The organism is Shewanella sp. 2_MG-2023, assembly GCF_030548905.1.
Classification (GTDB): Bacteria; Pseudomonadota; Gammaproteobacteria; order Enterobacterales; family Shewanellaceae; genus Shewanella; species Shewanella electrodiphila.
This window is the reverse complement of the sequence record NZ_JAUOSO010000014.1, coordinates 85,259-109,714: the sequence shown is the minus strand read 5'-3', so window position 1 is coordinate 109,714 and position 24,456 is coordinate 85,259. Positions and strand designations below refer to the sequence as shown.

Below are 24,456 nucleotides of genomic sequence, written 5' to 3'. Positions count from 1 at the left end.
GTTTTACTTCAGTAAAGTTTATATTAAATTTTAATCACAATATCTTGTACTTGAATATTGCCTGTACTTCCTATCCCTTCTAGCACCGCAGTTGCGCTTTCTTCTGATACTTGCTCAATGGTAACTGTGGCGCGATTTTTCGTTGCGACTGCACGCATTAAGTTGACTCTGTCTGGGATATTTTGCTGCAAGACAATTTGAAAGTTATCACCCATTTTAACGTTATTTTTTCGGCCTAGATTGATGATAATTCTGTTTCCTTGCTTAGCGACGATTTGTCCTAATAATGGACGACAGTTTAGGAGGTTATCAATATCTTGCGTGCTTTGTTGAAATAATTGGTTCATTGATTGTCCGTAAGTCGAACTCCAAAAGCGCTTTGTTGTTGGAGAGACGGTTTCATCTTTATCAAATGCCCATTCTGCTGTAGCGGCGTAGTCTTTACTCCATACTTTTTCGCCGCTAATGCCGTGAAATAATGTAAAGCGTAAATTAATTTGTCGTTGAGGGTAATCACTCCACAGGCCGAACATTGAGCTCTGATTTGGCTCTGTGGAAATATCTAAAATCTCAGGCTGTAAAATATATTGGCTATCAGTAATTTCACCCAGCCAACTTGGGATCCTGTTGCCTCTAAAGTTTATCAATTGATTTTTATGGTCTAGTTTTTCTTCGGCGTGCATATGCGCAAAACTAAACTCTGACATGCTATTAATCACTGTGCCATATTGTTGTGACAGGGCTTGTTCAAAATTGGCTAATTGACCATAGCGCAATTGGGAGCGATCTCGCATGGTAGCTTGTGGAATCATCAGTGCCGCTTTAAGTTGCTGGCTGTGACATTGCTGAACGACCTTCTGTGATTCGAGATTTAGCCTTAATGAGACAGTAATATCAGTTGAGGTGATTATTTCTGATACCACTTCAATATTTTTAGCCTCACCCATGCGTTGTACTTGAAATGCATTTTGAGTCAAGTTGCCTTGATTAATGGTTTGACGACTATTGAAGTTCACTCCAGCTTTTAAGCTGGCATAGTTTAATGCTTGATTTATTGCAGCTTCACGGGCTTTATCAATATTGCCATCGACTATGCTCGCTTGACCTGATACTTCGATTCTTTGTGCAAAAGCGACGTGACTGATACTAGCCAATTGCAGTACAAGCACTGAAAAAAATAATAATTTAATGTTTAAATTCGGCATGTTCAGTTTCACTTTTTACAAAATAATGAAGATATCAGTGCCAACTTAATGACTTTTAGACACCATTTTTATGAGTCTTTATAGCAAAGCAATAATTGTGCCCTTTGTGTATCTGTGGCTTTGATAAGTGTGAACATTTAGAAAAGGCTCATCATGGCTAATTAATAGCGGTTAAATGATAAAGTTTTTAACTTAAGTGCCGATAGGGTTTCAGAGAGTGTGGCTATTAACATTGTTATGAGTGTGATGACGAATATGGTTATTAATAAAGTTAGGCCACTTGATACCCATTGAATGAGTAAGGTTTGTTCACTGGGTTTAAAACCATACTTCTCTAGATAACGCCAATGACAGTGCATGAATTGAGTTAAGGATATAAAGGCTATGCGTCAATTTATTTTATTACCCATCGCTTTATTAATGGCAGCTTGCGCAAGTGAGACGTCAAAGAGTGGCGATGAGTTAACCTATACTGGGCAGCCTACTGACACTAACTCATGGTTTATGTCCGAACCAGAAGCTCAGACGCCAAAAGCATTAAGCTACGATATAGAGAAGGTCGGTTTAGCCCCAAAGTCTCAAGTGAACACCCTTGCAGAAAAAATCGTCAATGAACTGGTATTACAAAATGATAGCCTGCGTTCAGATCAACCTTTATTGGTGACGACACCTGTAAAAATAGATGCTTTTAGTCAAACTGACGCTCTAGGTTTGCAGCTACAACAAGGTTTTGTTGCAGCATTTCATGCTCATGAATTTAATTTAGTTGATATGAATGTGGCTAATGCCATAAGAGCAACAGAACAAGGTGAGTTTATTCTCAGTCGCGATTGGAAGCTATTGCCGTCTGATTTACCCGTGTCCCATGTTGTTGTGTCGACAATGGCTACAACAACACAAGGAGTCGTGTTGAATGCCAGGATTGTTAATGTAACCAATAATCGAGTGGTTTCTGCTGTACAAACTTTTGTTCATACAGACAGTTTACCGGGTTACTTATCACCCTCTAATAAAGTTACCTCAGAAAATGGTTTGCTCTATCGTAATGAGCAATCTGGGGATGGAAAAGTGGCTGTGCTAGGAGAGAAATTATGAAAAAGCTTTTAATGGCAATGATGTCTGTCGCAGCATTATCGTTAGTCGGTTGCTCAAGTAATGATAAATATGTTCAGTGGGAAACAGAGGCGCCTGAGCAGTTTCCAAAATTAACCGCGATAGGTTATGCCCCTCTCGCGACGCAGCCAGCAAAAGAGCAATCTCATAAAGTGTTAATGGCGATGCAAGCGTCAAAAATTGCGGCGTATCGTGAGTTAGCAGAGCAGGTATATGGTCAACAAGTGGATGCTCATAGCCAAATGAGCGAGTGGTTATTAAATAGTGAAACCGTGTCGACTCAGGTTTCTGGCATGATTAAGGGGGCTAAGGTGATTAAAAGCTATCCCGCTGGTGATATGTATGTTACTGAATTAGAGTTAGATTTTGCTCAAGTGTGGAACTTATATCAACAAGACAATCGACCAAGAAAAATCAAAGAAGTCACTTATTTTTAGTGTTTAAATGTTGATTGAGCTATTACAAATAAATACAAGAAAGCCGCTGATGACAGCGGCTTTTTTATGGTTTTATTCATGGGTGCAGAAATTGACGCTTACATTAGGCTTTTAGATTAGAGCCTAATGATGAAATGGTCGACGTTCGCCCTTTGTCATTATAAGTGAGGCTGGTAGCGTTTCGACTCATTTGCATCGCTTGAGAAAAGCGATTTAGACTCGCAATATTCAGTTCAATCAAGCTGGCATTTTGATTATTAATGTCTTTACACTCTTCTAATATTACCTTGGCTTCTTCCACTTTCTGAATCAATACAGTGTCAGTGCTAAGTAATTCTTTATCAGGATGGTTAGCGAGCTTCTGATCATTCTGCTGCAGATTATTGAGACAGGTTACTTTCTCGCGGGCTAAAGCTAAAAGGGTATCTGCATCTTGATCTGTTAACGCTTGCTTTTCTGCAGATACAAGTTTTTTCAGCGACGACAAAGTGCCGTGCTGAAAAGATAACAGCTGTAGTAATTCATTCATAAGTTACTCTTCATAAAATCCACATTACATTTGTAATGCTTGATTAGCCAAGAGTCATTATGAAATTACTCTTGGTCGAAATTTAGTCCGCTCATGTCAGCTTCAAAACTGGCAATATTAGCAGCAAGCTTTTCTGGATCGACTTTATATCGACCTTCAGAAATCGCTGTTTTAATTGCATCAACTTTGCTTTGATCAATTTCAGGTAACGATGCCATTTTGCTCTGAGCTCCTTGCAGCTGTTGTGCTTGCGAGGTAATGCTGACCGAATCAGTTTTCACTGCTGCTGTATTACTGCTCGTTGACTCTGCAGTTTTTGTCGCAGCACTTGCGTCACGGTTAGTACGTAACTGAGTGTGTGAAGCTGTTTTTAGATTGTTAATATCAATTGCCATGTAAGGCTCCAGCGTAATTTATGGTATTCCTAACAGGGTATCGGCCATGCTGGAAAGAACTTTAGGATTATTTTACATCCTAACTTCAACTTCTCCAACACCTATGACAATAACATCTAGTTTCCTGTTTGAGTTAGAGTTTTTGACTCTAATGGTCTCTCCCACATTTCCGTCTCTTAATGCTTCACCGGCTGTTTTTATTTCAAAGCTATTAGTTTTTGCATATATGGAGACTGAATCACCTTTACATACAAAACATAGGTTATTATTGAGTAATGGGGCTTTGGCTGGGACTCGTCTTTTTGAGCGAGTGCCAATAATGTCGGATACACCCGAGAAAAACTGGCCACGAATACTGTGCTGATCAACATAATTTATTTCTATGGTGTCATTGGTGATGAGTTCGCCTTTCTCGATAATACTTTTAGCCGTCACTACAGGGTAGAGTACTTCAACTTTGACGGATAAATACATTTGCCAAGGGTAATCGTACTCCGGACTGTTGCAACTTATCTTTACGGTATTGGTTCGGTTAATCGGTCTGTCGCTGGCCATTTCTACATTGATTGGCGGGTAGCATGATGGAGGGGTTAACCTTCCTTCAACACGTTGTGGCAAGATATTTATCTTTGCATCACTATTATATGAAGGACTATTAGCAATTTTTTTTGCCACAGTCTCTTTAGCTAACTCAGTAATGGTCGATAAAGAGTAGGTAATAGTGCTGTCTTCACTGGCGAAAGCCGGTAAAGAGGAACACAATATAATGAGTAGCCATAGCATTCTTTTATTCATTTTTAGTTTCTAGCCAGTATTGCCAGTATGTCTCTATACTTCTCTATTAACGGTTTAAATCTGTGGATTTAAACAAGAATATTAATTTAGTTGTTTATATGAGTCGCATTGTACTCATCAGTGAGTCAGAAGTTTGACTGTTCAACTATCAATATGGGGTTTTATTGTCATTGTTTTACATGAAGCAATAAGCATGCCCAGTTAGTATGTTGATAATCATATTGTCAGAAAATCGAATTTAGCGTGTGGTACAATTTGATGGTAATAGATTTACTGTCGCTTTAAATCATAAGAAAAACGCCCGGAAGGGGCTGTAAAATAAACAAGGCAGGGTTATGTCGAGTATTCTTGAATCAGTCAATAAACGTACCCAACTCGTTGGTCAAAATAGACTTGAGTTGTTACTTTTTAAATTGAATGGCCGTCAACGATTTGGTATCAACGTTTTCAAAGTAAAAGAAGTCTTACAGTGTCCACCATTAACGACATTACCGCGCTTAAGCCCAATGATTAAAGGTATTGCTCATATTCGTGGTTCGACTATTTCTGTGATTGATTTGAGTGCGGCAACAGGCGGCCGTCCTTTAACTTCAACAGAGAACTGCTTCATTATTATTGCTGAGTATAACCGCAGTATTCAAGGGTTCTTAGTCAGTTCTGTTGAGCGTATTATCAATATGAACTGGGAATCAATTATGCCGCCGCCACAAGGTGCGGGACGTAATTCATATCTAACAGCAGTGACTGAAATTGAAGGTGAATTGGTCGAGATTTTGGACGTTGAAAAAATCTTAGATGAAATCTCACCTGTTAAGACTGAAATCAGTAAAGAAGCTGATGAAGCGTTAACTATCGACCGTGATCAGCATTATCATATTATGGTCATTGATGACTCTGCGGTGGCACGTAAACAAATTATTCGTTCTTTAGAGTCTTTGAATCTGCAAATTGATACTGCAATTGATGGTAAAGATGCACTCGAAAAACTCAAAGCTATAGCAACAGAAATGGACAATGTCGCTGACGAAATTCCATTAATCATCTCTGATATTGAAATGCCTGAGATGGACGGTTATACCCTAACTGCTGAAATTCGAGATGATCCAAAACTAAAAGACATTAAAGTTGTATTACATACTTCGTTAAGTGGTGTCTTTAACCAAGCAATGGTTGAGAAAGTCGGTGCAAATGATTTTATCGCAAAATTTAATCCGGATGAGCTGGCTTCTGCTGTAAATAAACACTTAATTTTATAAGCATTATTATCATTCTCTGTCTATGATTAACTTAATAGACAGATGAATGTTATCTATGAAACTGCAGCATCTCGTTAAGTTCATTAAAATGAATGTTTGAGTTAGCAAGTCAACATTGATAGCGTTAGATGAGTCAATCAAGTGACCGGTTCACACTGAAATTACTTGTAGGTAGTTTCTTTATAATAGGGTGTAAATGTGACGAATAAATCACTCGCTGAAGCAGAATATAATCAGTTTAAGCTTTTTTTAGAGCAGCACAGCGGCATTGTATTAGGTGACAACAAGCAGTACTTGGTCAGAAGTCGTTTGGCTCCATTGATGGGTAAACATGATTTACCCTCATTATCTGAAGTCGTTAAACGCTCAATGAAGCCAACTGAAAGACATTTACGGGCAGAAGTTATTGATGCCATGACCACAAATGAAACCTTGTGGTTTAGGGATAAATACCCCTTTGAATTACTTCATAATTCATTATTACCTGAATATAGCCGTTTAGGGCGTCCATTGAAAATATGGTCAGCTGCATGCTCGTCTGGGCAAGAACCTTACTCCTTAGCGATGACCATTCTTGAGTATCAGCAACGTAAGCCTGGTGCGTTACCCGGAAACGCGACTATTCAAGCAACTGACTTATCACCTTCGATGTTAGAGCGGTGTAAGAATGCAGAATATGACAGTTTAGCGTTAGCGCGTGGGTTATCTCCTGAACGCAAACGCCAATTCTTTGATCAATTACCGTCTGGTAATATGAAAGTTAAAGATAACGTTAAGCGATTAGTGAACTTTAGAGCGCATAACTTACTTGAAAGTTATAGCCTTTTAGGTAAATACGACATTATTTTTTGTCGTAATGTACTGATTTATTTTGCCCCTGAGGCAAAAGCTAAAATACTGCGGCAATTTGCTGCCGCTTTGAATCCTAACGGCATACTATTTTTAGGTGCGTCAGAATCTATCTCAGGTTTGACTGACGAATTCAGTATGGTTCGATGTAACCCTGGTATTTATTATCAAAAGAAAACCTAATTATAATACATTGTAAATAAAGGTTTTTTATCATTTTCTATGCCAGCTTCTGCTGGCATTATTTTTTTTATCTATTTCGCATCTACTTCCTAAATGTTTTGGCATAACCTTTGCTTTATTCCTCTCAGTTAGCTGATGGAGGCAATTTTATGGCGATTAATTTTGAAAATGGTTTGGGGATACATCAATACTCATTGGGCATTCGTGCTCAAAGGGCTGAAGTGCTATCAAGTAACATCGCCAATTCAAATACGCCTGGCTATAAAGCACGTGATGTAGACTTTGCGTCTGCCATGAATAGTGCTCGTTCTCATCAGCAAGGTTTACAAATGAGTCAAACAACTGACAAGCATTTTGATTTAAAGGCGCTTAGCCAAGAACATGTGCAGTTCCGCGTACCCAATCAGCCAGATACAGGCGATGGCAATACTGTTGACTCCCAGCAAGAACAAGCTGCTTTTATGCAAAACTCTTTAGAATATCAAATGTCATTGGGTTTCCTTGAAAGTAAGTTTTCTGGCATGCGTAAAGCGATTAGAGGAGATTAATCATGAGTCTATTTAATATTTTTAATGTGTCAGGTTCAGGTATGTCAGCACAATCAGTGCGACTGAATACGACTGCCAGTAACATTGCCAACGCCGATTCAGTCTCTAGTAGTGTTGATCAAACTTATAAGTCGCGCCATCCGATCTTTGAAGCTGAAATGGCAAAAGCGACGAGTCAGCAAAATAGTTCTCACAGTGTCAGTGTTAAAGGCATTGTTGAAAGTGATAAACCATTATTAAAGGAGTTCTCTCCTGATCATCCAATGGCTGATGGTGATGGGTTTATCTATAAACCAAATGTGAATGTGATGGAAGAAATGGCAGACATGATTTCTGCATCTCGGTCATATCAAATGAATGTCCAAGTGGCTGATGCAGCTAAATCTATGCTGCAGCAAACGCTTCGTATGGGTAAGTAATATGAAATTTGATGGAGGTAACAGATGAGCCTCGTAAATCCTTACAGCAGTCAAACATTGCCGCAGACACAGTCGAGCAGTACAAGTAGTGTTGCTTCAAATACAACACAAACGGCTACGACAGGTAATGCTTTTCTAGACAGTGTTCAGCATGCTGAAGTCGCTGAAACACCTGAGCCTAATAGCCAGGAGCTGACTCAAGCGGATTTCTTCGCTTTATTAAGCCAACAGCTGTCAATGCAAGATCCATTTAAACCTGTAGAAAATGACCAGATGATTTCTCAAATGGCATCTTTCTCAACGGTTGATGGTATCTCAAAATTGAATGAAGAAATCCTAAATCTAAATAACTTAACTAGCTCCAGCCAAGCGTTACAAGCATCAGGACTTGTTGGTCAAAAAGTACTTATTCCATCAGATACAGGGCATATCTCTAGTGAAAGCCCTGAAGTGAAAGGGGTGATCAGTACGCCGACACCGATTGACAGCATTACTGTGAATATCGAGGATGAATCCGGCCAAGTTATCAGAACATTCGAAGTTGATGGTTCTGCAGGCGGTAACATCGATGTGACATGGGACGGCCTAGATAAAAACGGTGAACCTGTTGCTGAAGGAAATTATGCCATTAAAGCTAACGGTAAAATTGATGGCACATCAGAAGACTTAGCGGTATCGACTTACGCACATGTTTCCAGCGTTTCATTGGGTGATGTCACAACCGGGGCGATATTAAACCTTCGTGGTATTGGCGGCATTCAATTGTCAGATGTACTTGCTGTTGCGGAAAGTTAATTTACTAAAAGTTAGACCGTGGAAAGCTTAAAACCAAATTTCAATAATGGTCAGAATACTGACTATTAACAATAAATAGAATTAGTAAGAGAAGGGGTGAATTATGTCGTTTAACATTGCTTTGAGTGGTATTTCAGCTGCTCAAAAAGATCTCAATACCACAGCAAATAACATTGCCAACGTTAATACAATTGGTTTTAAAGAGTCTCGTGCTGAATTTGCTGATGTTTATGCTAATTCTATTTTTTCAAACAGTAAAACTGCAGTGGGTGGTGGTGCAACCACGACTCAAGTGGCACAACAGTTTCAACAAGGTAGCTTACAATTCACCAGTAACTCACTTGATATGGCTATTAGCGGCGGTGGCTTCTTTGTTACGGCATCTGAAGTGGGTACGCAAGATCACTCATTTACACGTGCTGGTGCATTTAAAGTGAACTCTGAAAGTTTCATGACAGATTCAGCGGGTAACTTCTTACAAGGTTTCCCAGTTGATGCCGATGGTAACTCTACTTCGGTGAGCTTATCGAGTACTGTACCGATTAAAATTCCAGATACTGCTGGTAGCCCTGTAAAAACCAGTAATGTTGGTTTGCAAATGAACTTAAATGTAGGTGAGTCAGCATTAGATCCTGCTAACTTTGATCCAAACGATCCAGATACGTTTAATAACTCAACGTCAGTGACTATTTATGATTCATTAGGTGAGTCTCACATTATGACAACCTATTTCATCAAACCAACAGATGGTGCTTATACCGGTGAGAGTAACTGGGTTGCCTTTTATGCCGTTGATGGCGAGCAGGTCGATATTGATCAAGCAAATGGTGGTTCATACGGTGTAGATACTACCGGCGATGGTATTGCAGATGGTACGGCACTTGCTGAAAATGCATCAGGTTGGAAAGGGTCAGTATTGAAGTTTAATGATGCCGGAGCTTACACTGGTTCAGATCCCGCAACTGTTGAAACGGTCGAGCTGGGTGTCAATGGCGCAAATGTTCTAGGTCCTGGTGCTGATGGTACTCAAAAATTAACTCTTGGTTTTAATAACCCAACACAATATGCTTCACCTTTTGAAGTGACTGAGTTAACCCAAGACGGTACAACAGTAGGTCGTTTAACCAATGTGGGTATCGGTTCTGATGGCTTAGTGACTGCAAGTTACAGTAATGGTTCAACTGAGCCACTGGCGCGTGTTGCACTAGTGCGTTTTGCTAATGAACAAGGTTTGACTCAAGTGGGTAATACCTCTTGGAAAGCGAGCTTAGATTCTGGTGCAGCCTTGGCAGGTGAAGCCAATAGTGGCACGTTCGGTAGTATTCGTTCATCAGCACTTGAGCAGTCTAACGTTGATTTGACCACAGAATTGGTTGACTTAATCTCAGCTCAACGTAACTTCCAAGCTAACTCTCGTACGCTTGAGGTGAATAACACCTTGAATCAGTCAATACTACAAATCCGCTAGTTATCGATTAAGGTTTTGATTAATCATAGAGTTTAGATTTTCAAAGAGTTGCCGCAACGGCAACTCTTTGCCATTTTAATTGACCCCCTTCTTATTAGTACCTCACCAGGTAATCGTTTTATTCCATCTCAAATTCATTAGCTTAGCTTTAATTATTTCTACTTACATGTGTTGGCACACTGATTGCTAGTTCTGTATATATCTTTTGTTATGTAAAAAGTTTGACGGAGCAGCAAATGGACAAATTACTTTATGTTGCCATGAGTGGGGCAAAGCAGAATATGAATGCTTTGGCTGTTCGTGCCAATAATTTAGCTAATGCCAATACTGATGGTTTTAAAGCTGATCTTGCTCAAGCTCGCTCTATGCAAGCATTTGGTGAAGGTCTACCTACACGTGTGTTTGCCATGACAGAAAGTCCCGGACACAACTTTAATTCTGGCCCGATTAAAACTACGGGCCGAGATTTAGACATTGCAATTAAAGATCAAGGTTGGATTGCGGTTCAAAGTAAAGAAGGTGGTGAGGCTTATACCCGTTCTGGGAGTCTAAGTTTTGACAGTACCGGTTTACTGACCAATGGCCGCGGTAATCCAGTGATGGGTGAAGCTGGGCCAATTGTACTGCCTTTACCAATCGATAAAGTTCAGATATCACCTGATGGCATTATTTCTGTAAGACCACAGGGTGCTACCGCAGATGTGATTGAAGAAGTGGCGCGAATTAAATTAGTCAATCCAGATAATGCAGAAATGATGCGTGGCGAAGATGGTTTATTTAGGCTGACATCGGGCTTAAATGCGCCGAATGATCCTAATGTAACCGTTGAGAGCGGCGCAGTTGAAGGAAGTAACGTTAATGCTGTATCGGAAATGGTGGCGTTAATTGATATTCAGCGTCAATACGAAATGCAAGTGAAGATGATGAAAAATGCCGAAGATCTAGATCGCGCATCCTCGTCTTTAATGAGAATTAGTTAGGAGTAATTATTATGCATCCCGCTTTATGGATCAGTAAAACAGGCCTTGATGCCCAACAAACCGATATTGCTGTTATTTCTAACAATGTGGCCAATGCCAGTACCGTTGGCTATAAAAAGAGCCGAGCAGTATTCGAAGATTTACTCTATCAAACCGTCAATCAGGCTGGTGGTATTAGTGCTGATAACACTAAGTTACCTAATGGCTTAAACATTGGTGCAGGTACCAAAGTTGTCGCGACGCAGAAAATGTTCACTCAAGGCAATATGCTAACAACTGACAACTCATTGGACTTAATGATTGAAGGTCCGGGTTTTTTTGAAGTTGAAATGCCGGATGGCACAGCTGCATATACCCGTAACGGCCAATTCAGTCTTGATGAAAATGGTCAAATCGTAACTCCAGGTTCAGGGTATGTTTTACAACCCTCTATTACTATTCCTGATGATGCCACTTCAATAACTGTATCTTCAGAAGGTGAAATCTCGGTTAAATTATCTGGCGCGACAGAAAGTACGGTTGTTGGTCAATTGGCGATGAGTGATTTCATTAATCCATCAGGGTTAGATCCAGTGGGTCAAAACCTTTACACCGAAACGGGTTCAAGCGGCACGCCTATTCAAGGCACTGCATCATTGGACGGTTTAGGGGCGATTCGTCAAGGCGCGCTTGAGACATCGAATGTAAACGTGACTGAAGAGTTAGTGAACCTTATTCAAAGTCAGCGAATTTATGAGATGAACTCTAAAGTGATTTCAGCTGTTGACCAGATGATGTCTTACGTAACGCAAAACTTATAACGTTTGATGATTAGGAGAGGGATGATGAAAACATATCTAGTCATAGCATCAGTTATTGTGCTATCAGCTTGTAGCTCAACCCAAAAAAAGCCCATTCCTGACGATCCATTTTATGCGCCTGTTTATCCTGATGCACCCGCAACTCAGATGGTATCGACAGGCTCTATTTATATGGACCATCAAGCATCGAGTTTATATTCAGATATCAGAGCACATAAAGTGGGCGATATCATTACGGTGTTATTAAATGAGTCAACACAAGCCACTAAAAGTGCTAACAACGAAATCAAAAAAGATTCAAGTTTAAGTGTCGATCCGATTTATGCCGGTGGCGGTAATGTCACCATCAAAGGGGTGCCACTCGATTTGCGCTATTCAGATTCTATGGATACCAAACGTGAGTCTGATGCCGATCAGTCAAACAGTTTAGATGGCAGTATCTCAGCCAACGTAATGCAAGTGCTCAGTAACGGTAATCTAGTGATACGTGGCGAAAAATGGATCTCAATCAATAATGGAGATGAATTTATCCGTGTTACAGGCATGGTTCGTAGTCAAGATATCACCCCAGAAAATACCGTTGAATCAACCCGTGTTGCCAATGCCCGTATTCAATACAGTGGTACTGGCACGTTTGCAGATGTCCAAAAAGTGGGTTGGTTAAGCTCCTTCTTTATGGGCGAATGGTGGCCTTTCTAAGGAGTATGCCATGAAGACTAAATCATTTTTAAAAGGTGTGGTTGTTACAGCAGCTATTACTACAATGTTGGCCCTTACAGCGCCTGTTCAAGCGCAACGAATTAAAGATATTGCCAATGTTCAAGGGGTGCGTAGCAACCAATTGATTGGTTATGGTCTTGTTGTTGGCTTACCAGGCACAGGTGAAAAAACGCGTTATACCGAACAAACCTTTAGAACGATGCTGAAAAACTTTGGCATTAACCTACCTGATAATGTTAAACCGAAAACCAAAAACTCTGCAGTGGTAGCTGTACACGCTGAAATGCCAGCATTTATCAAACCAGGTCAAAATCTTGACATTACCGTATCCAGTATTGGTGAAGCCAAAAGTTTACGTGGTGGAACACTGCTGCAAACTTTTCTTAAAGGAGTCGACGGCAATGTTTATGCTATTGCGCAGGGAAGTTTAGTTGTTAGTGGCTTTAGCGCAGAAGGCCTAGATGGTTCGCAAGTTATTCAAAATACCCCAACAGTGGGACGTATTCCTGGTGGTGCAATGGTTGAACGTAGTGTGATGTCGCCTTTTGCTACAGGTGACCACTTGACGTTTAATCTACATCGTTCGGATTTTTCAACGGCAAAGAGCATGGCTGATGCGATTAATAGCTTTTTAGGCCCTGGAATGGCACGCGCGTTAGATGGCACTTCTATTCAAGTCAGTGCACCACGTGATGCATCTCAACGAGTGTCATTTTTAGCCACATTAGAAAATGTAGAAGTCGAGATAGCCAGCGAGTCGGCGAAAGTGATTGTTAACTCTCGTACAGGCACGATTGTTGTTGGCCAAAATGTGAAGTTAATGCCAGCTGCAGTTACCCATGGCGGTCTAACGGTAACCATTGCTGAGGCCACGCAAGTTTCTCAACCTAATGCTTTTGCAAATGGTCAAACAGTTGTCACTACTGATTCAACCATTGATGTGGCCGAAGCTGACAGCCGTATGTTTCTTTTTGACCCTGGTACCACCCTTGATGAGCTTGTGAGAGCGGTAAACCTTGTAGGTGCAGCTCCTTCTGATGTACTTGCAATACTCGAAGCGTTAAAGATGGCAGGCGCTTTGCATGGAGAACTTATCATCATCTAAAAATTGTCGGTACGACTATGGAAAAGCTGTCAAATTCATCGCACTTTCTGGATCTAGGAGGACTAGATTCATTACGTTCTCAAGCTCAGAAAGACGAGAAAGGCGCGCTTAAAGAAGTCGCGAAACAGTTTGAAGGTATCTTCATTCAAATGCTGATGAAAAGCATGCGTGATGCCAATGCAGCTTTTAAATCAGATAGTCCAATGAACAGCCAAACCACCGAGTTTTTTGAAAACATGCGTGATCAACAAATGTCGGTGGATTTATCAGATAAGGGCATGTTGGGCATAGCAGACTTGATGGTGCAGCAGTTATCACCGCAAGATACTCCATTTAGACCAGCGTCAGTGCTTCGTGGTGATATCGATGCAAAAATAAAGCATGGCATGTTCGATAATCATTCTCGTGATGATAAAACGCTAAATCAACCTGCCATACCGTCTTCTAGCATTGCAGTGCATTCAATTCAGCAACCGGCCATTAATATTGAGCAATTATCTTCGAGCCATGATGCGATTGATGAGGCGGCACTTCAGCAAATTTTGGCTGGAAAGTCGGTGACTTCTGTTGCCACGAGTGGCAATCAATTGCCGCAAACGATAAATAAAGCCCCTAGCGAATTTGAAAATCCTGAGCATTTTGTTGCCGTGTTATATCCCCATGCAGAAAAAGCGGCGAAAGCATTAGGTACCACACCAGAAGTCTTGTTAGCACAATCAGCATTAGAAACTGGCTGGGGACAAAAAATGATCCGCCGTCATGATGGTGAGGCCAGTAACAACTTATTCAATATTAAAGCTGATAAGCGCTGGCAAGGTGATAAAGCCTCGGTGAATACCTTGGAGTATGAACAAGGGGTAGCAGTGAAGCAAAAAGCCGACTTCAGAACCTACGACAGTATTGAGCAGAGTTTTAATGATTTTGTGTCATTTATTTCAAATGGCGAGCGTTATCAAGAAGCTAAAAAAGTGGCAGCAGAGCCTGCCAAGTTTATACATGCATTACAAAAAGCTGGTTATGCCACTGATCCTCAATATGCACAAAAAGTGTTGAAGGTGATGGAGTCAGTGACCAATGGGCTTAAGTCTGTATTACCAGGAGAGACTAACTAATGGCTGTTGACTTACTAAACATTGCCCGTACGGGTGTACTGGCTGCGCAATCTCAAATGGGCGTGACCAGTAATAATATTGCCAATGCCAATACGGTGGGTTATCACCGTCAAGTGGCTGAGCAATCGTCATTAGAGTCCCAAAAAATTGGTAATAGTTTTTATGGACAGGGCACTTATGTATCCGATGTTAAACGGATATATAACGACTATGCAGCAAGAGAGTTGCGTATTGGCCAAACCGCAATGAGTGGCGCGGAAACTCGCTACACTAAAATGAACGAAATGGATCAGCTATATTCTCAAATTGGCTCTATGGTTCCTGATAGATTGACTGATTTTTTTGCCAGTATTAATAGTGTCGCCGATCTGCCTACAGATATTGGTATGCGTGACAGTATGTTAGGTGCTGCACAGCAAACTGCGACTAGCTTGAATCAAATGCAGTCTCACTTAGATTCACAGATGAAACAAACCAATAGTCAAATTGGCGCTGTTGCAGATCGAATCAATGAAATTAGTACTGAGCTCGCCAATATTAATTTAGAGCTAATGAAATCGGGCGGACAACAAGATAGCCAGTTACTTGATCAACAAGATGCGTTAATTCTTGAATTAAGTGAATACTCAGAAGTGAATGTGATTCCGTTAGAAAATGGTGGCAAAAGCGTCATGTTGGGCGGCTCTGTGATGCTAGTGTCTGGTGAAGTGGCTATGCAAGTGGGCACAACCACAGGCGACCCTTATCCTAATGAGCCGAGACTGACAACGTCAACAGGTAACCAAACTTTAGTTATTGATGGTTCTAAACTTGGCGGGCAACTCGGAGAGTTGTTCAAATTTAGGGATGAAACCTTAATTCCAGTTAACCAAGAGTTAGGACAACTTGCTCTAGGTGTTGCTGATGCATTCAATGAAATGCAGTCTAAGGGTTTTGATTTAAATGGTGAGCTTGGACAGAATATGTTTACCGATATTAATGATCCAACGATGGCAGCTGGCCGAGTTGGCGAATACGAAGGTAATACTGGTACTGCCAAATTAAAAGTTAATATTGATGATGTCGGTCAATTAACAGGGAGTTCATATGAGCTTTCATTTACTGCACCTTCATCTTATGAATTAAAAGATACTAAAACGGGTGAGACCCAAGCGTTAACTTATGATGCTGTGAATAACCAATTAACGGGTGGGGATGGTTTTTCTATTCAAATTGATTCAGTTCCAGCGGGTTTCGCTGATGGTGATAGGTTTGAAATAAGACCAAACGCAGGTGCAGCCGCAGGTATCGGGGTTGAAATGACAGACCCAAAAGGTATTGCTGCAGCAGGCCCTAAAATCATAGGCGAGTCAACAAATTCGGGTGATACGAGTGTTCAGTTAACTAGCATAGATCGTACTAATGCTAACTTCCCGCTCACAGACAGTGAAATCACGATTCAGATTGATACCGTCACTAATACATATCAAGCATTTGATGTCGATGGTACTGCTATTGGTGGACCTACTGCATTTACACCACCTCAAATCAGTACACCTTTTGGATTTGATTTTGAAATCGATGATAGTTCTGCTGGCGGTGTTATTGATACTTATACCTTCGACTTGTCATTTGCTGAAGGTGATAACAGTAATGCAGTTGAAATGGCTAAATTGTCAGATGCAAAATTGATGAATGGTGGCACTACAACCTTAGCCGGTGTTTTTGAGGGCAGTAAATTAGATATTGGCAGTAAAACTAAAGCTGCAGCAGTATCTGTTGCGTCTAATGAAGCGGTTTATCAGCAAGCTTACAATCGAGTTCAAAGTGAGTCTGGTGTTAATTTAGATGAAGAAGCAGCTAACCTCATGCGTTTTCAACAGTCATATCAAGCTTCCGCCAGAATCATGACAACTGCTCAGCAGATGTTTGACTCATTGCTTAGTTCTGTTCGCTAGGAGAATCAGTTATGCGAATTTCAACCGCTCAAATGTTTAACCAGAATACTTCTAGTATTTCAAAGGGGCAGTCTGCAACCAATAAAATTCTTGAACAGTTGGCAAGCGGCAAAAAGATTAATACTGCTGGCGATGATCCTGTGGCGGCAATTGGTGTTGATACCTTAAGGCAGAAAAACGCACTAGTTGATCAATATGTCAAAAATGTTGATTACGCTCAAAAGCACCTTGGATTAAGTGAAAGCAAGTTAGGCAGCACTGAAACCTTGATGAGCAGTATGCGTGAACAGCTACAACGCGCTGCAAACGGCAGTTTATCTCAGTCTGAACGGCAAATGATTGCCGATGAAATGAAAGATAGCTTAGAAGAGTTAATGTCGATAGCCAACACTAAAGACGAGTCTGGTAATTATATTTTCGCGGGGAACAACACGAATAACCCTCCGTTTGCTTTTGATAACAATGGCGAAATTGTTTATAGCGGAGATAGCGGAGAGCGGCAAAGTATTGTTGCCTCCGGTGTCACCGTAGGAACAAATGTGCCAGGGGATACGGTATTTATGAATGCCTCAAACCCTTTAGGTGACTATGGCGTCAATTATCTGCCATCCCAACAAGGTGACTTTACCGTAGATAAGGCGGCAATATTTGATTCCGCTGCTCATGTTGAAGATACCTACACGTTTAAGTTTGTTGATAACGCCGGTGTATTGGATTTACAAATAGAAGACTCTGGCGGAGCAGTTATTTCTACAGTGCCCAATTTTGATCCCAGTAACCCTGTAAGCTTTAACGGTATTGAGGTTCAATTGTCTGGACAGCCCGTTGCAGGTGACTCTTTCACTATGGAACCGCAAGAAACAGTCAGTATTTTAGATACCTTTAATCAAGCAATTTCTATGCTTGAAGACCCTACAATACCAAATACTCCCCAAGGTAACTCAAAGTTGGCACAGCTATTGAATAATATCGATAGTGGTCAAATTCAAGTCAGTGCGGCAAGAAGTATTGCAGGCAATAGCTTGAAGAGTTTAGAAAGTATCTCTACAAATCACGCAGAAGAAAAAATCGTTAATGACAGTGCTTTATCCATGCTTGAAGATTTGGATTATGCCGCAGCAATAACTGAGTTTGAAAAACAGCAACTGGCATTAAATGCCGTGTCGAGTGTATTCGGCAAAGTCGGTTCTATTTCGTTGTTTGACTATATCTAGCAAGGTTTTTGAATTTTGCAAAATATGTAAACAATAATGACCCACGTTAAATTGTAAAATTTAGCCAAGCTCCAAAGTCTTGGCAACAAAACTAAGAATGAGGATTTATTTATGGCTATTACAGTAAATACAAACGTTACATCAATGAAGGCACAGAAAAACTTAAACACTTCAACTCAGGGGTTGGCGACCTCGATGGAACGCTTATCTAGTGGTTTACGTATTAACAGTGCAAAAGATGATGCGGCAGGTCTGGCTATTTCTAACCGCTTGAACTCTCAAGTTCGCGGCTTAGAAGTGGGTATGCGTAATGCAAATGATGCAATTTCGATTGCACAAATTGCTGAAGGCGCGATGCAAGAACAAACAAATATGCTGCAACGTATGCGTGATCTAACGATTCAATCTGAAAATGGTGCAAACAGCACAGAGGATTTAGCTGCACTTAAAGCTGAAATGGATCAACTTGCAGAAGAGATTACCGCTATTGGTGGCAGTACTGCATTTGGTGATACTAAGTTATTGGATGGTAGTTTTTCAGCAGGTAAAACTTTCCAAGTTGGCCATCAAGATGGCGAAGATATTAGTATAACTGTAAAGCAAAGTGACTCAACAAGCTTATCAGTTGCCGCTTTAACTAATGCTACTTCTGCAGGGCGAGCTTCTTCCCTTAACAAAATTGATGCAGCGATTAAGTCAATTGATGAACAACGTGCTGACTTAGGTGCAAAACAAAACCGTTTAGCACACAACATCGCTAACAGTGCTAACACTCAGGCAAACGTTGCTGATGCTAAGAGCCGAATTGTAGATGTAGATTTCGCCAAAGAAACAGCTGAAATGACCAAAAATCAGGTATTACAACAAACAGGTAGTTCAATGCTTGCACAAGCGAATCAATTACCTCAAGTTGCACTTTCGCTACTGGGGTAATTTACATCCCAGAAATGTAGTTTAGTTAACCAATTGCATAAAAAGCCATATCCATTTTTGAATGAATATGGCTTTTTTAATGCCTGTAAGCCACTGTTTTCTAGCTAATATGATAAATGTTCGAAAAATGTTCAAATAATTTCTAAAGTATCTTAAAACGCTGCCGTTAAAGTATTTGTAACCCAATAGACCCGCCTGGCAATAAAGACAGGCAATGTTTTAAAGCCAGGTATAAAGAGGAATCAAATTATGGCTATTACAGTAAATACAAACGTAACTTCAATGAAAGCGCAAAAGAACTTAAACGCTTCAACTGGTAACTTAGCCACATCGATGGAACGTTTATCAAGCGGTTTACGTATTAACAGTGCAAAAGATGATGCGGCGGGTTTAGCGATTTCTAACCGTTTGAACTCTCAAGTTCGTGGTTTAGAAGTGGGCATGCGTAACGCTAACGATGCAATTTCAATTGCGCAAATTTCTGAAGGCGCGATGCAAGAGCAAACTAACATGCTTCAGCGCATGCGTGACCTGACTGTACAATCTGAGAATGGTGCAAACAGTACTGAAGATTTAGCAGCTATTAAAGCAGAGATGGACGAGCTTGCCTTAGAAATCACTGAAATCGGAAACAATACTGCATTTGGTGATACTAAATTATTGGATGGTAGTTTTTCAGGCGGCAAGAATTTCCAAGTTGGTCACCAAGATGGCGAAGACATTACTATTACAGTAGCTACAAGTGATTCGACTAGCTTATCAGTTGGAGGTCTAACTAATGCTACCTCCGCAGGTCGTGCTTCAGCTCTAACTAAAATTGACGCAGCGATTGCCACTATTGATAGCCAACGTGCAGATTTAGGTGCGAAACAAAACCGTCTTGCTCACAACATTGCTAACAGTGCTAACACTCAAGCAAACGTTGCAGATGCTAAGTCTCGAATCGTAGATGTGGATTTTGCTAAAGAAACAGCTGAAATGACTAAGAATCAGGTTTTACAACAAACGGGTTCAGCAATGCTTGCACAAGCTAACCAACTACCTCAAGTTGCACTTTCTCTTCTCTAATTTGACTAATCGAATTAGAGTTTGAAAATTTAAGAAGGGAGGTCTTGATAGATCTCCCTTTTGTCGTTTTTGATGATGATTATCGTAATAAACTAACTAAGAGGCGTAAGATGGCTATGGATATCAATTTTACTGGTACCTCAAATACCCTTACTGATAATATGGGGACTCGTCAGCTTACTGAGACTAAGGCTGCGGTAGCTGAAGAAAAGTCGAAAGTCACTGAGCTTGAAAAAACAGAGCAAGAAAGTAAAGATTTGACAGAAAAAGATTCTGACAAACAAGATTTAGCAGATATTACCAACGATCTTAATGATATGACTGCATTGATGCGAAAAGGTTTGGCTTTCAAATTAGATGATGATTCCGGTCAAAATGTCATTAGCGTTATGGATGTAGATTCAGGTGATATAATAAGACAGATACCCAATGCCGAAGCGTTGGAATTATCAAAAAAACTGGCTGAAGTGGCAGGAATTTTGCTTAATACAGAAGCATAAAATCAGCAGTTTTAGTAATCTTTGGTCGCTCACATTTTTATCGAAGTATCTAAGAGGAAATTATGGCATTAACAGCAACTGGTATTGGCTCGGGCCTTGATATCAACACCATTGTCGGTGTATTGGTCGATGCTGAAAAACTTCCCAAAGAGGCACTATTCGACAAAAGTGAAGCAACAATAGATGCTAAGGTTTCAGCTATCGGTTCATTGAAAAGTAAATTATCTACCTTCCAAGATGCGTTAGAGAAACTGAGCGATCCTGATTCATTAAATATTCGCAAAGTGTCTACGGGTGACAGTATTTATTTTGGCGCTACGGCCGATAAAACTGCGCAAACAGGTAGTTATCAGATCCAAGTCGAGCAACTCGCATCTTCACATAAAGTGGCTGGAGCAAACGTTGCTGATCCAACTTTAGGTGTCGGGGCTGGTAGTTTGGACCTCTCTGTCAACGGTGAAGCTTTCTCTGTTGATATTGAAGCGACTGATTCACTTGAAGATATTGCCAGTAAAATTAACAGTTCAACTGATAATTCTGGTGTGACAGCCACCATTATTACAAGTGATGCTGGAAGTCGGTTAGTGTTTAGCTCAGATGAGCCTGGTACAGACAATGAAGTTACTATAACTGCAACAGATACTGCAGGTACAGGACTAGATGACATGTTTGGCGCCGGTAACCTGACGACATTACAAACTGCTGAAAATGCAGTTTTATACATAGATGGTCAAAAAGTAACATCACAATCTAATGAAGTTACAGATGCCATCGCTGGTGTGACTCTGTCGTTAACAGATGCTGACATTGCTAAGACAACAACATTGAAAATAGAACAAGATGACGAGCTGGTTAAAGAGAATATCCAAGCCTTTGTTGACGCTTACAATACATTAGTTACTTCAATTAGTGACATGTCTAAATACGATACTGAAAAAGAAGAAGCGGCTGCTTTGCAGGGGGATTCGATGATCCGCTCAATCGAATCTCAAATGCGCAGTATGATCAGTAACCGAGTCGATGTTGATGGACAAACTGTTGCATTATATGACATAGGCATCGAGACTGATCGATACGGTAAAATGTCAATTGATAGTGATAAGTTAGATACTGCAATTAGTGAAAATATGGATTTAGTTGAAGGCTTATTTGCGACTCCTGATACTGGGATCGCTAATCGTTTAGATACTATGGTCGAAGGTTATGTGAAAACTGGTGGACTCATTGATAACCGAAATAATAGCTTAACCAGTGAAAAGAGTCGTTTAGATGACCAACGAGACGCATTTAGTTTGAAAATGGAGCTGTTAGAAGCAAGATTATTTAAACAGTTCAATACAATGGATTTAATCGTTGCTCAAATGAACCAACAAAGTTCGGGCCTCGTAGAGCGTTTAAATTCACTTCCAGGCTCAGTTCCAAGCAGTTAATTTATGAAACAACTTAACGAAACTAATAAAAAAATAGAACAAACACTGCAGACATTAGAAAATACCCCATCAGAAAATGAACAGTCTGATGAGTTGGTATCTATTTTGCAAGAGTTGACTGTAGAGCGTCAAATTTTACTCGATAGTATTGATGAGACAGATGTAGAACTTGCTAAAAAGACACTTCAAGAACAGATCGTAATTAGTGAAGGGTTTGAATTAAGGGCGAGAAATGTTCTTAAGCATATTCAGGCATTGCTTCAAGCTAGAAAGAAAAATCAACGCCAAATTAATATATATCAATCAGTCGATTCAAATAAGTAGCGAAGGTGACCTATGAGAGGATCAATAAAATCTTACCGCAAAGTATCTCTAGATAGTGAGATTGCTGTTGCTTCCCCGCATCGTTTAATCCAAATGATGTTCGATGGTGCTTTGTTGCGTTTAGCTCAAAGTCGTTACGCAATCGAAACTCAAGATTTACAAGGCAAAGGCGTTGCAATCAATAAAGCGATTGGAATTATAAACGGTCTAAATAACAGCTTGAATATGGATGTAAAAGATTCTGTAGCGGGTAATTTAAGTGAACTATATGACTTCATGTTACGCCGTATTTCAGAGGCAAATATGAATAATGATGTTAAAGCGATTGATGATGTTTCGGGGATTCTTCGAACCATTAAAGAAGGCTGGGATGCCATTCCTCAAGATATGCACTTGATGACTTCAGAAGCAAGTTGATACTAAGTGTTACGATTGTAAAACAGGCGCCAATGGCGTCTTTTTTATTGCTGATAAGTTTTAAGGTTGCAGTTAAAGCGAATGCTCGTTTTATTTACTTTTTGAAATAAAATGTTGAAACCTGCCTATAAAAACAACTGTTGGTGACTTAAATCAACAGCATGGTAGAATAATGTCTTCTGATGCTTGATTCTCATGCTCTGATAATACAATATTTAATTTTTGCGTATTCGTTTAAACTTTATTGCTGGTTTGGCTATATTTAAGTAAAGATTAAAAAATATGAGTATGCATTCTGCTATGTTAATGTTTATATTATAATTGTGTCTTCTGACTCAAAAAATATAGCGTGATAATCAATATTCAAGTCTAGACTCTGTAATGTGTGCTAACTCTATGATGTTTGCAAATAGACAGCCAATACATGAATATGACTTTGAATAACTAATAACTAGAGCTTTGGCCTTCTTAATGATGCAAATAGAACAACGAATTTTAATTGTTGCTGAACCTTCTGAGCGAGTCTCTCGTCTTTGTTGTATTTTTGAATTCTTAGATGAAAAACATCATGTCATCTCTACTGATGATCTTGCTTCATTATCACGTGAATCTCGTTTTAGAGCCTTAGTCATTGATACTGAATCAGTATCGCCAGAGTTTATCAAAGATGTTCAGTCATCCATTCCTTGGCAGCCAGTATTATTGATTGGTACGCTTGAAATTAATGGTGTTAATGTACTTGGCACTATTGATGAGCCTATCAATTACCCTCAATTAACTGAGCTACTTCATTTTTGTCAGGTTTATGGTCAAGCTAAGCAACCACAAATTCCTACCAGTGCTAATCAAACTAAGTTATTCCGTTCACTCGTCGGGCGAAGTGAAGGGATAGCCAATGTTCGTCATCTGATAAGCCAAGTGGCCACTTCAGGTGCGACTGTTTTAGTATTAGGTCAGTCTGGTACAGGTAAAGAAGTTGTAGCCCGCAATATTCACTACATGTCAGAGCGACGGGATGGTCCTTTCATTCCGGTAAACTGTGGCGCAATTCCACCTGAATTATTAGAAAGTGAACTTTTTGGACATGAAAAAGGCTCATTTACTGGCGCAATTTCAACTCGTAAAGGCCGTTTTGAATTGGCTGAGAATGGCACACTATTTCTAGATGAAATTGGTGATATGCCGCTGCAAATGCAGGTTAAGTTACTACGCGTATTGCAAGAAAAAGTATTTGAAAGAGTGGGTGGTTCTAAAACTATTACCACTGATGTGAGGGTTGTTGCTGCAACACATCGTGATTTAGAAACGATGATAAATGATAATTTATTTCGTGAAGATCTTTATTATCGATTGAATGTCTTTCCAATCGAAATGCCATCGCTGAGCGAGCGCCGTGATGATGTGCCTCTTTTACTGCAGGAATTGGTGAGCAGAGTCTTCAATGAAGGGCGGGGTAAAATCCGTTTTACCCAGCGTGCAATAGAGTCATTAAAAGAACATAACTGGTCAGGAAACGTGCGTGAGTTATCTAACTTGGTCGAGCGCCTGACGATACTTTTCCCTGGCGGACTGGTCGATGTTAATGATTTACCGCGAAAGTATCGTTATATCGATGTGCCAGAGTACAGTGTTGAAATTAGCGAAGAGCAACAAGAGCGTGATGCATTAGCGTCAATTTTCAGTGATGATGAACCTATTGAGATCCCTGAAACCCGTTTCCCAAGTGAATTACCGCCAGAAGGTGTCAACTTAAAAGATTTATTAGCTGAGCTAGAAATCGATATGATCCGCCAAGCTCTAGAGCAGCAAGATAATGTGGTTGCTAGAGCAGCAGAAATGTTGGGGATTAGACGAACAACCTTAGTTGAAAAAATGCGTAAATATGGCATGAGCAAAGATTAACCAGTTTTGCCATAAACGGTTA

General features: G+C 40.2%; 26 protein-coding genes. 22 read left to right on the top strand and 4 right to left on the bottom strand.

What is annotated here, in order from left to right:
- Window positions 1-23: 23 nt before the first annotated feature.
- The gene (locus Q4600_RS14800; protein ID WP_303516963.1) at window positions 24-1,205 is read right to left on the bottom strand and encodes a flagellar assembly protein T N-terminal domain-containing protein; all 1,182 of its coding nucleotides are present in this window, start codon (window positions 1,203-1,205) and stop codon (window positions 24-26) included.
- A gap of 384 nt (window positions 1,206-1,589) precedes the next feature.
- Between Q4600_RS14800 and Q4600_RS14795 the strand changes: the two genes are divergently transcribed.
- Together Q4600_RS14795 and Q4600_RS14790 are read left to right on the top strand one after the other, a co-directional pair.
- On the top strand, window positions 1,590-2,300 hold the full coding sequence (locus Q4600_RS14795; protein WP_303516964.1) for a FlgO family outer membrane protein: 711 nt from the start codon (window positions 1,590-1,592) through the stop codon (window positions 2,298-2,300).
- Window positions 2,297-2,755, top strand: coding sequence for an LPP20 family lipoprotein (locus tag Q4600_RS14790; protein ID WP_102528985.1), 459 nt, complete (start codon window positions 2,297-2,299; stop codon window positions 2,753-2,755). The genes Q4600_RS14795 and Q4600_RS14790 overlap by 4 nt, the downstream gene beginning before the upstream one ends.
- Window positions 2,756-2,858: 103 nt before the next feature.
- On the opposite strand, the gene Q4600_RS14785 is transcribed toward Q4600_RS14790, so the two are convergent.
- From Q4600_RS14785 to flgA, 3 genes are all read right to left on the bottom strand, one after another.
- Window positions 2,859-3,284 (bottom strand): flagella synthesis protein FlgN, encoded by a 426-nt coding sequence (locus tag Q4600_RS14785; RefSeq protein WP_102528986.1) that lies wholly within the window; start codon window positions 3,282-3,284, stop codon window positions 2,859-2,861.
- Window positions 3,285-3,349: 65 nt separating this feature from the next.
- On the bottom strand, window positions 3,350-3,679 hold the full coding sequence (gene flgM / locus Q4600_RS14780; protein WP_102528987.1) for a flagellar biosynthesis anti-sigma factor FlgM: 330 nt from the start codon (window positions 3,677-3,679) through the stop codon (window positions 3,350-3,352).
- 72 nt (window positions 3,680-3,751) lie between these two features.
- Window positions 3,752-4,474 carry a flagellar basal body P-ring formation chaperone FlgA gene (gene flgA / locus Q4600_RS14775; protein WP_102528988.1) on the bottom strand — a complete coding sequence of 241 codons (723 nt, stop codon included), beginning with the start codon at window positions 4,472-4,474 and terminating at the stop codon, window positions 3,752-3,754.
- Window positions 4,475-4,809: 335 nt separating this feature from the next.
- Here flgA and Q4600_RS14770 point away from each other — a divergent pair, with 335 nt between their 5' ends.
- From Q4600_RS14770 to Q4600_RS14675, 20 genes are all read left to right on the top strand, one after another.
- Window positions 4,810-5,730, top strand: coding sequence for a chemotaxis protein CheV (locus Q4600_RS14770; RefSeq protein ID WP_102528989.1), 921 nt, complete (start codon window positions 4,810-4,812; stop codon window positions 5,728-5,730).
- Between the two features lie 198 nt (window positions 5,731-5,928).
- Window positions 5,929-6,762 (top strand): protein-glutamate O-methyltransferase CheR, encoded by an 834-nt coding sequence (locus Q4600_RS14765; RefSeq protein ID WP_102528990.1) that lies wholly within the window; start codon window positions 5,929-5,931, stop codon window positions 6,760-6,762.
- 149 nt (window positions 6,763-6,911) lie between these two features.
- Complete coding sequence (flgB, locus tag Q4600_RS14760; protein ID WP_102528991.1) at window positions 6,912-7,310, top strand: flagellar basal body rod protein FlgB; 399 nt, start codon at window positions 6,912-6,914, stop codon at window positions 7,308-7,310.
- 2 nt (window positions 7,311-7,312) lie between these two features.
- The gene (flgC, locus tag Q4600_RS14755; RefSeq protein WP_102528992.1) at window positions 7,313-7,729 is read left to right on the top strand and encodes a flagellar basal body rod protein FlgC; all 417 of its coding nucleotides are present in this window, start codon (window positions 7,313-7,315) and stop codon (window positions 7,727-7,729) included.
- Window positions 7,730-7,753: 24 nt separating this feature from the next.
- Window positions 7,754-8,524 carry a flagellar hook assembly protein FlgD gene (flgD, locus tag Q4600_RS14750; protein ID WP_102528993.1) on the top strand — a complete coding sequence of 257 codons (771 nt, stop codon included), beginning with the start codon at window positions 7,754-7,756 and terminating at the stop codon, window positions 8,522-8,524.
- Window positions 8,525-8,627: 103 nt separating this feature from the next.
- The gene (flgE, locus tag Q4600_RS14745; RefSeq protein WP_102528994.1) at window positions 8,628-9,992 is read left to right on the top strand and encodes a flagellar hook protein FlgE; all 1,365 of its coding nucleotides are present in this window, start codon (window positions 8,628-8,630) and stop codon (window positions 9,990-9,992) included.
- A 236-nt stretch (window positions 9,993-10,228) separates the two neighbouring features.
- Window positions 10,229-10,972, top strand: coding sequence for a flagellar basal-body rod protein FlgF (gene flgF, locus Q4600_RS14740; protein WP_102528995.1), 744 nt, complete (start codon window positions 10,229-10,231; stop codon window positions 10,970-10,972).
- 11 nt (window positions 10,973-10,983) lie between these two features.
- Window positions 10,984-11,772 (top strand): flagellar basal-body rod protein FlgG, encoded by a 789-nt coding sequence (gene flgG / locus Q4600_RS14735; protein ID WP_102528996.1) that lies wholly within the window; start codon window positions 10,984-10,986, stop codon window positions 11,770-11,772.
- A 24-nt stretch (window positions 11,773-11,796) separates the two neighbouring features.
- On the top strand, window positions 11,797-12,471 hold the full coding sequence (gene flgH, locus Q4600_RS14730) for a flagellar basal body L-ring protein FlgH (protein ID WP_303516965.1): 675 nt from the start codon (window positions 11,797-11,799) through the stop codon (window positions 12,469-12,471).
- 64 nt (window positions 12,472-12,535) lie between these two features.
- Window positions 12,536-13,597, top strand: a complete 1,062-nt coding sequence (locus Q4600_RS14725) for a flagellar basal body P-ring protein FlgI (RefSeq protein ID WP_241906460.1) — start codon at window positions 12,536-12,538, stop codon at window positions 13,595-13,597.
- A 17-nt stretch (window positions 13,598-13,614) separates the two neighbouring features.
- Window positions 13,615-14,709, top strand: coding sequence for a flagellar assembly peptidoglycan hydrolase FlgJ (flgJ, locus tag Q4600_RS14720; RefSeq protein WP_102528999.1), 1,095 nt, complete (start codon window positions 13,615-13,617; stop codon window positions 14,707-14,709).
- On the top strand, window positions 14,709-16,646 hold the full coding sequence (gene flgK / locus Q4600_RS14715; RefSeq protein WP_303516966.1) for a flagellar hook-associated protein FlgK: 1,938 nt from the start codon (window positions 14,709-14,711) through the stop codon (window positions 16,644-16,646). The genes flgJ and flgK overlap by 1 nt, the downstream gene beginning before the upstream one ends.
- Before the next feature lie 11 nt (window positions 16,647-16,657).
- On the top strand, window positions 16,658-17,860 hold the full coding sequence (gene flgL, locus Q4600_RS14710; protein ID WP_102529001.1) for a flagellar hook-associated protein FlgL: 1,203 nt from the start codon (window positions 16,658-16,660) through the stop codon (window positions 17,858-17,860).
- Between the two features lie 111 nt (window positions 17,861-17,971).
- A complete protein-coding gene (locus tag Q4600_RS14705; RefSeq protein WP_102529002.1) occupies window positions 17,972-18,793 on the top strand; it encodes a flagellin in 822 nt (273 codons plus the stop codon).
- 249 nt (window positions 18,794-19,042) lie between these two features.
- Window positions 19,043-19,861, top strand: coding sequence for a flagellin (locus Q4600_RS14700; protein WP_102529003.1), 819 nt, complete (start codon window positions 19,043-19,045; stop codon window positions 19,859-19,861).
- Window positions 19,862-19,971: 110 nt separating this feature from the next.
- The gene (locus tag Q4600_RS14695) at window positions 19,972-20,361 is read left to right on the top strand and encodes a flagellar protein FlaG (RefSeq protein ID WP_241906457.1); all 390 of its coding nucleotides are present in this window, start codon (window positions 19,972-19,974) and stop codon (window positions 20,359-20,361) included.
- A 62-nt stretch (window positions 20,362-20,423) separates the two neighbouring features.
- Window positions 20,424-21,791: a flagellar filament capping protein FliD gene (fliD, locus tag Q4600_RS14690; RefSeq protein ID WP_102529004.1), complete on the top strand. Its 1,368-nt coding sequence runs from the start codon at window positions 20,424-20,426 to the stop codon at window positions 21,789-21,791.
- A 3-nt stretch (window positions 21,792-21,794) separates the two neighbouring features.
- Window positions 21,795-22,115: a hypothetical protein gene (locus Q4600_RS14685; protein WP_102529005.1), complete on the top strand. Its 321-nt coding sequence runs from the start codon at window positions 21,795-21,797 to the stop codon at window positions 22,113-22,115.
- 12 nt (window positions 22,116-22,127) lie between these two features.
- Window positions 22,128-22,532: a flagellar export chaperone FliS gene (gene fliS / locus Q4600_RS14680; RefSeq protein ID WP_102529006.1), complete on the top strand. Its 405-nt coding sequence runs from the start codon at window positions 22,128-22,130 to the stop codon at window positions 22,530-22,532.
- A 471-nt stretch (window positions 22,533-23,003) separates the two neighbouring features.
- The gene (locus Q4600_RS14675; protein WP_248955054.1) at window positions 23,004-24,434 is read left to right on the top strand and encodes a sigma-54 dependent transcriptional regulator; all 1,431 of its coding nucleotides are present in this window, start codon (window positions 23,004-23,006) and stop codon (window positions 24,432-24,434) included.
- Window positions 24,435-24,456: the final 22 nt, after the last annotated feature.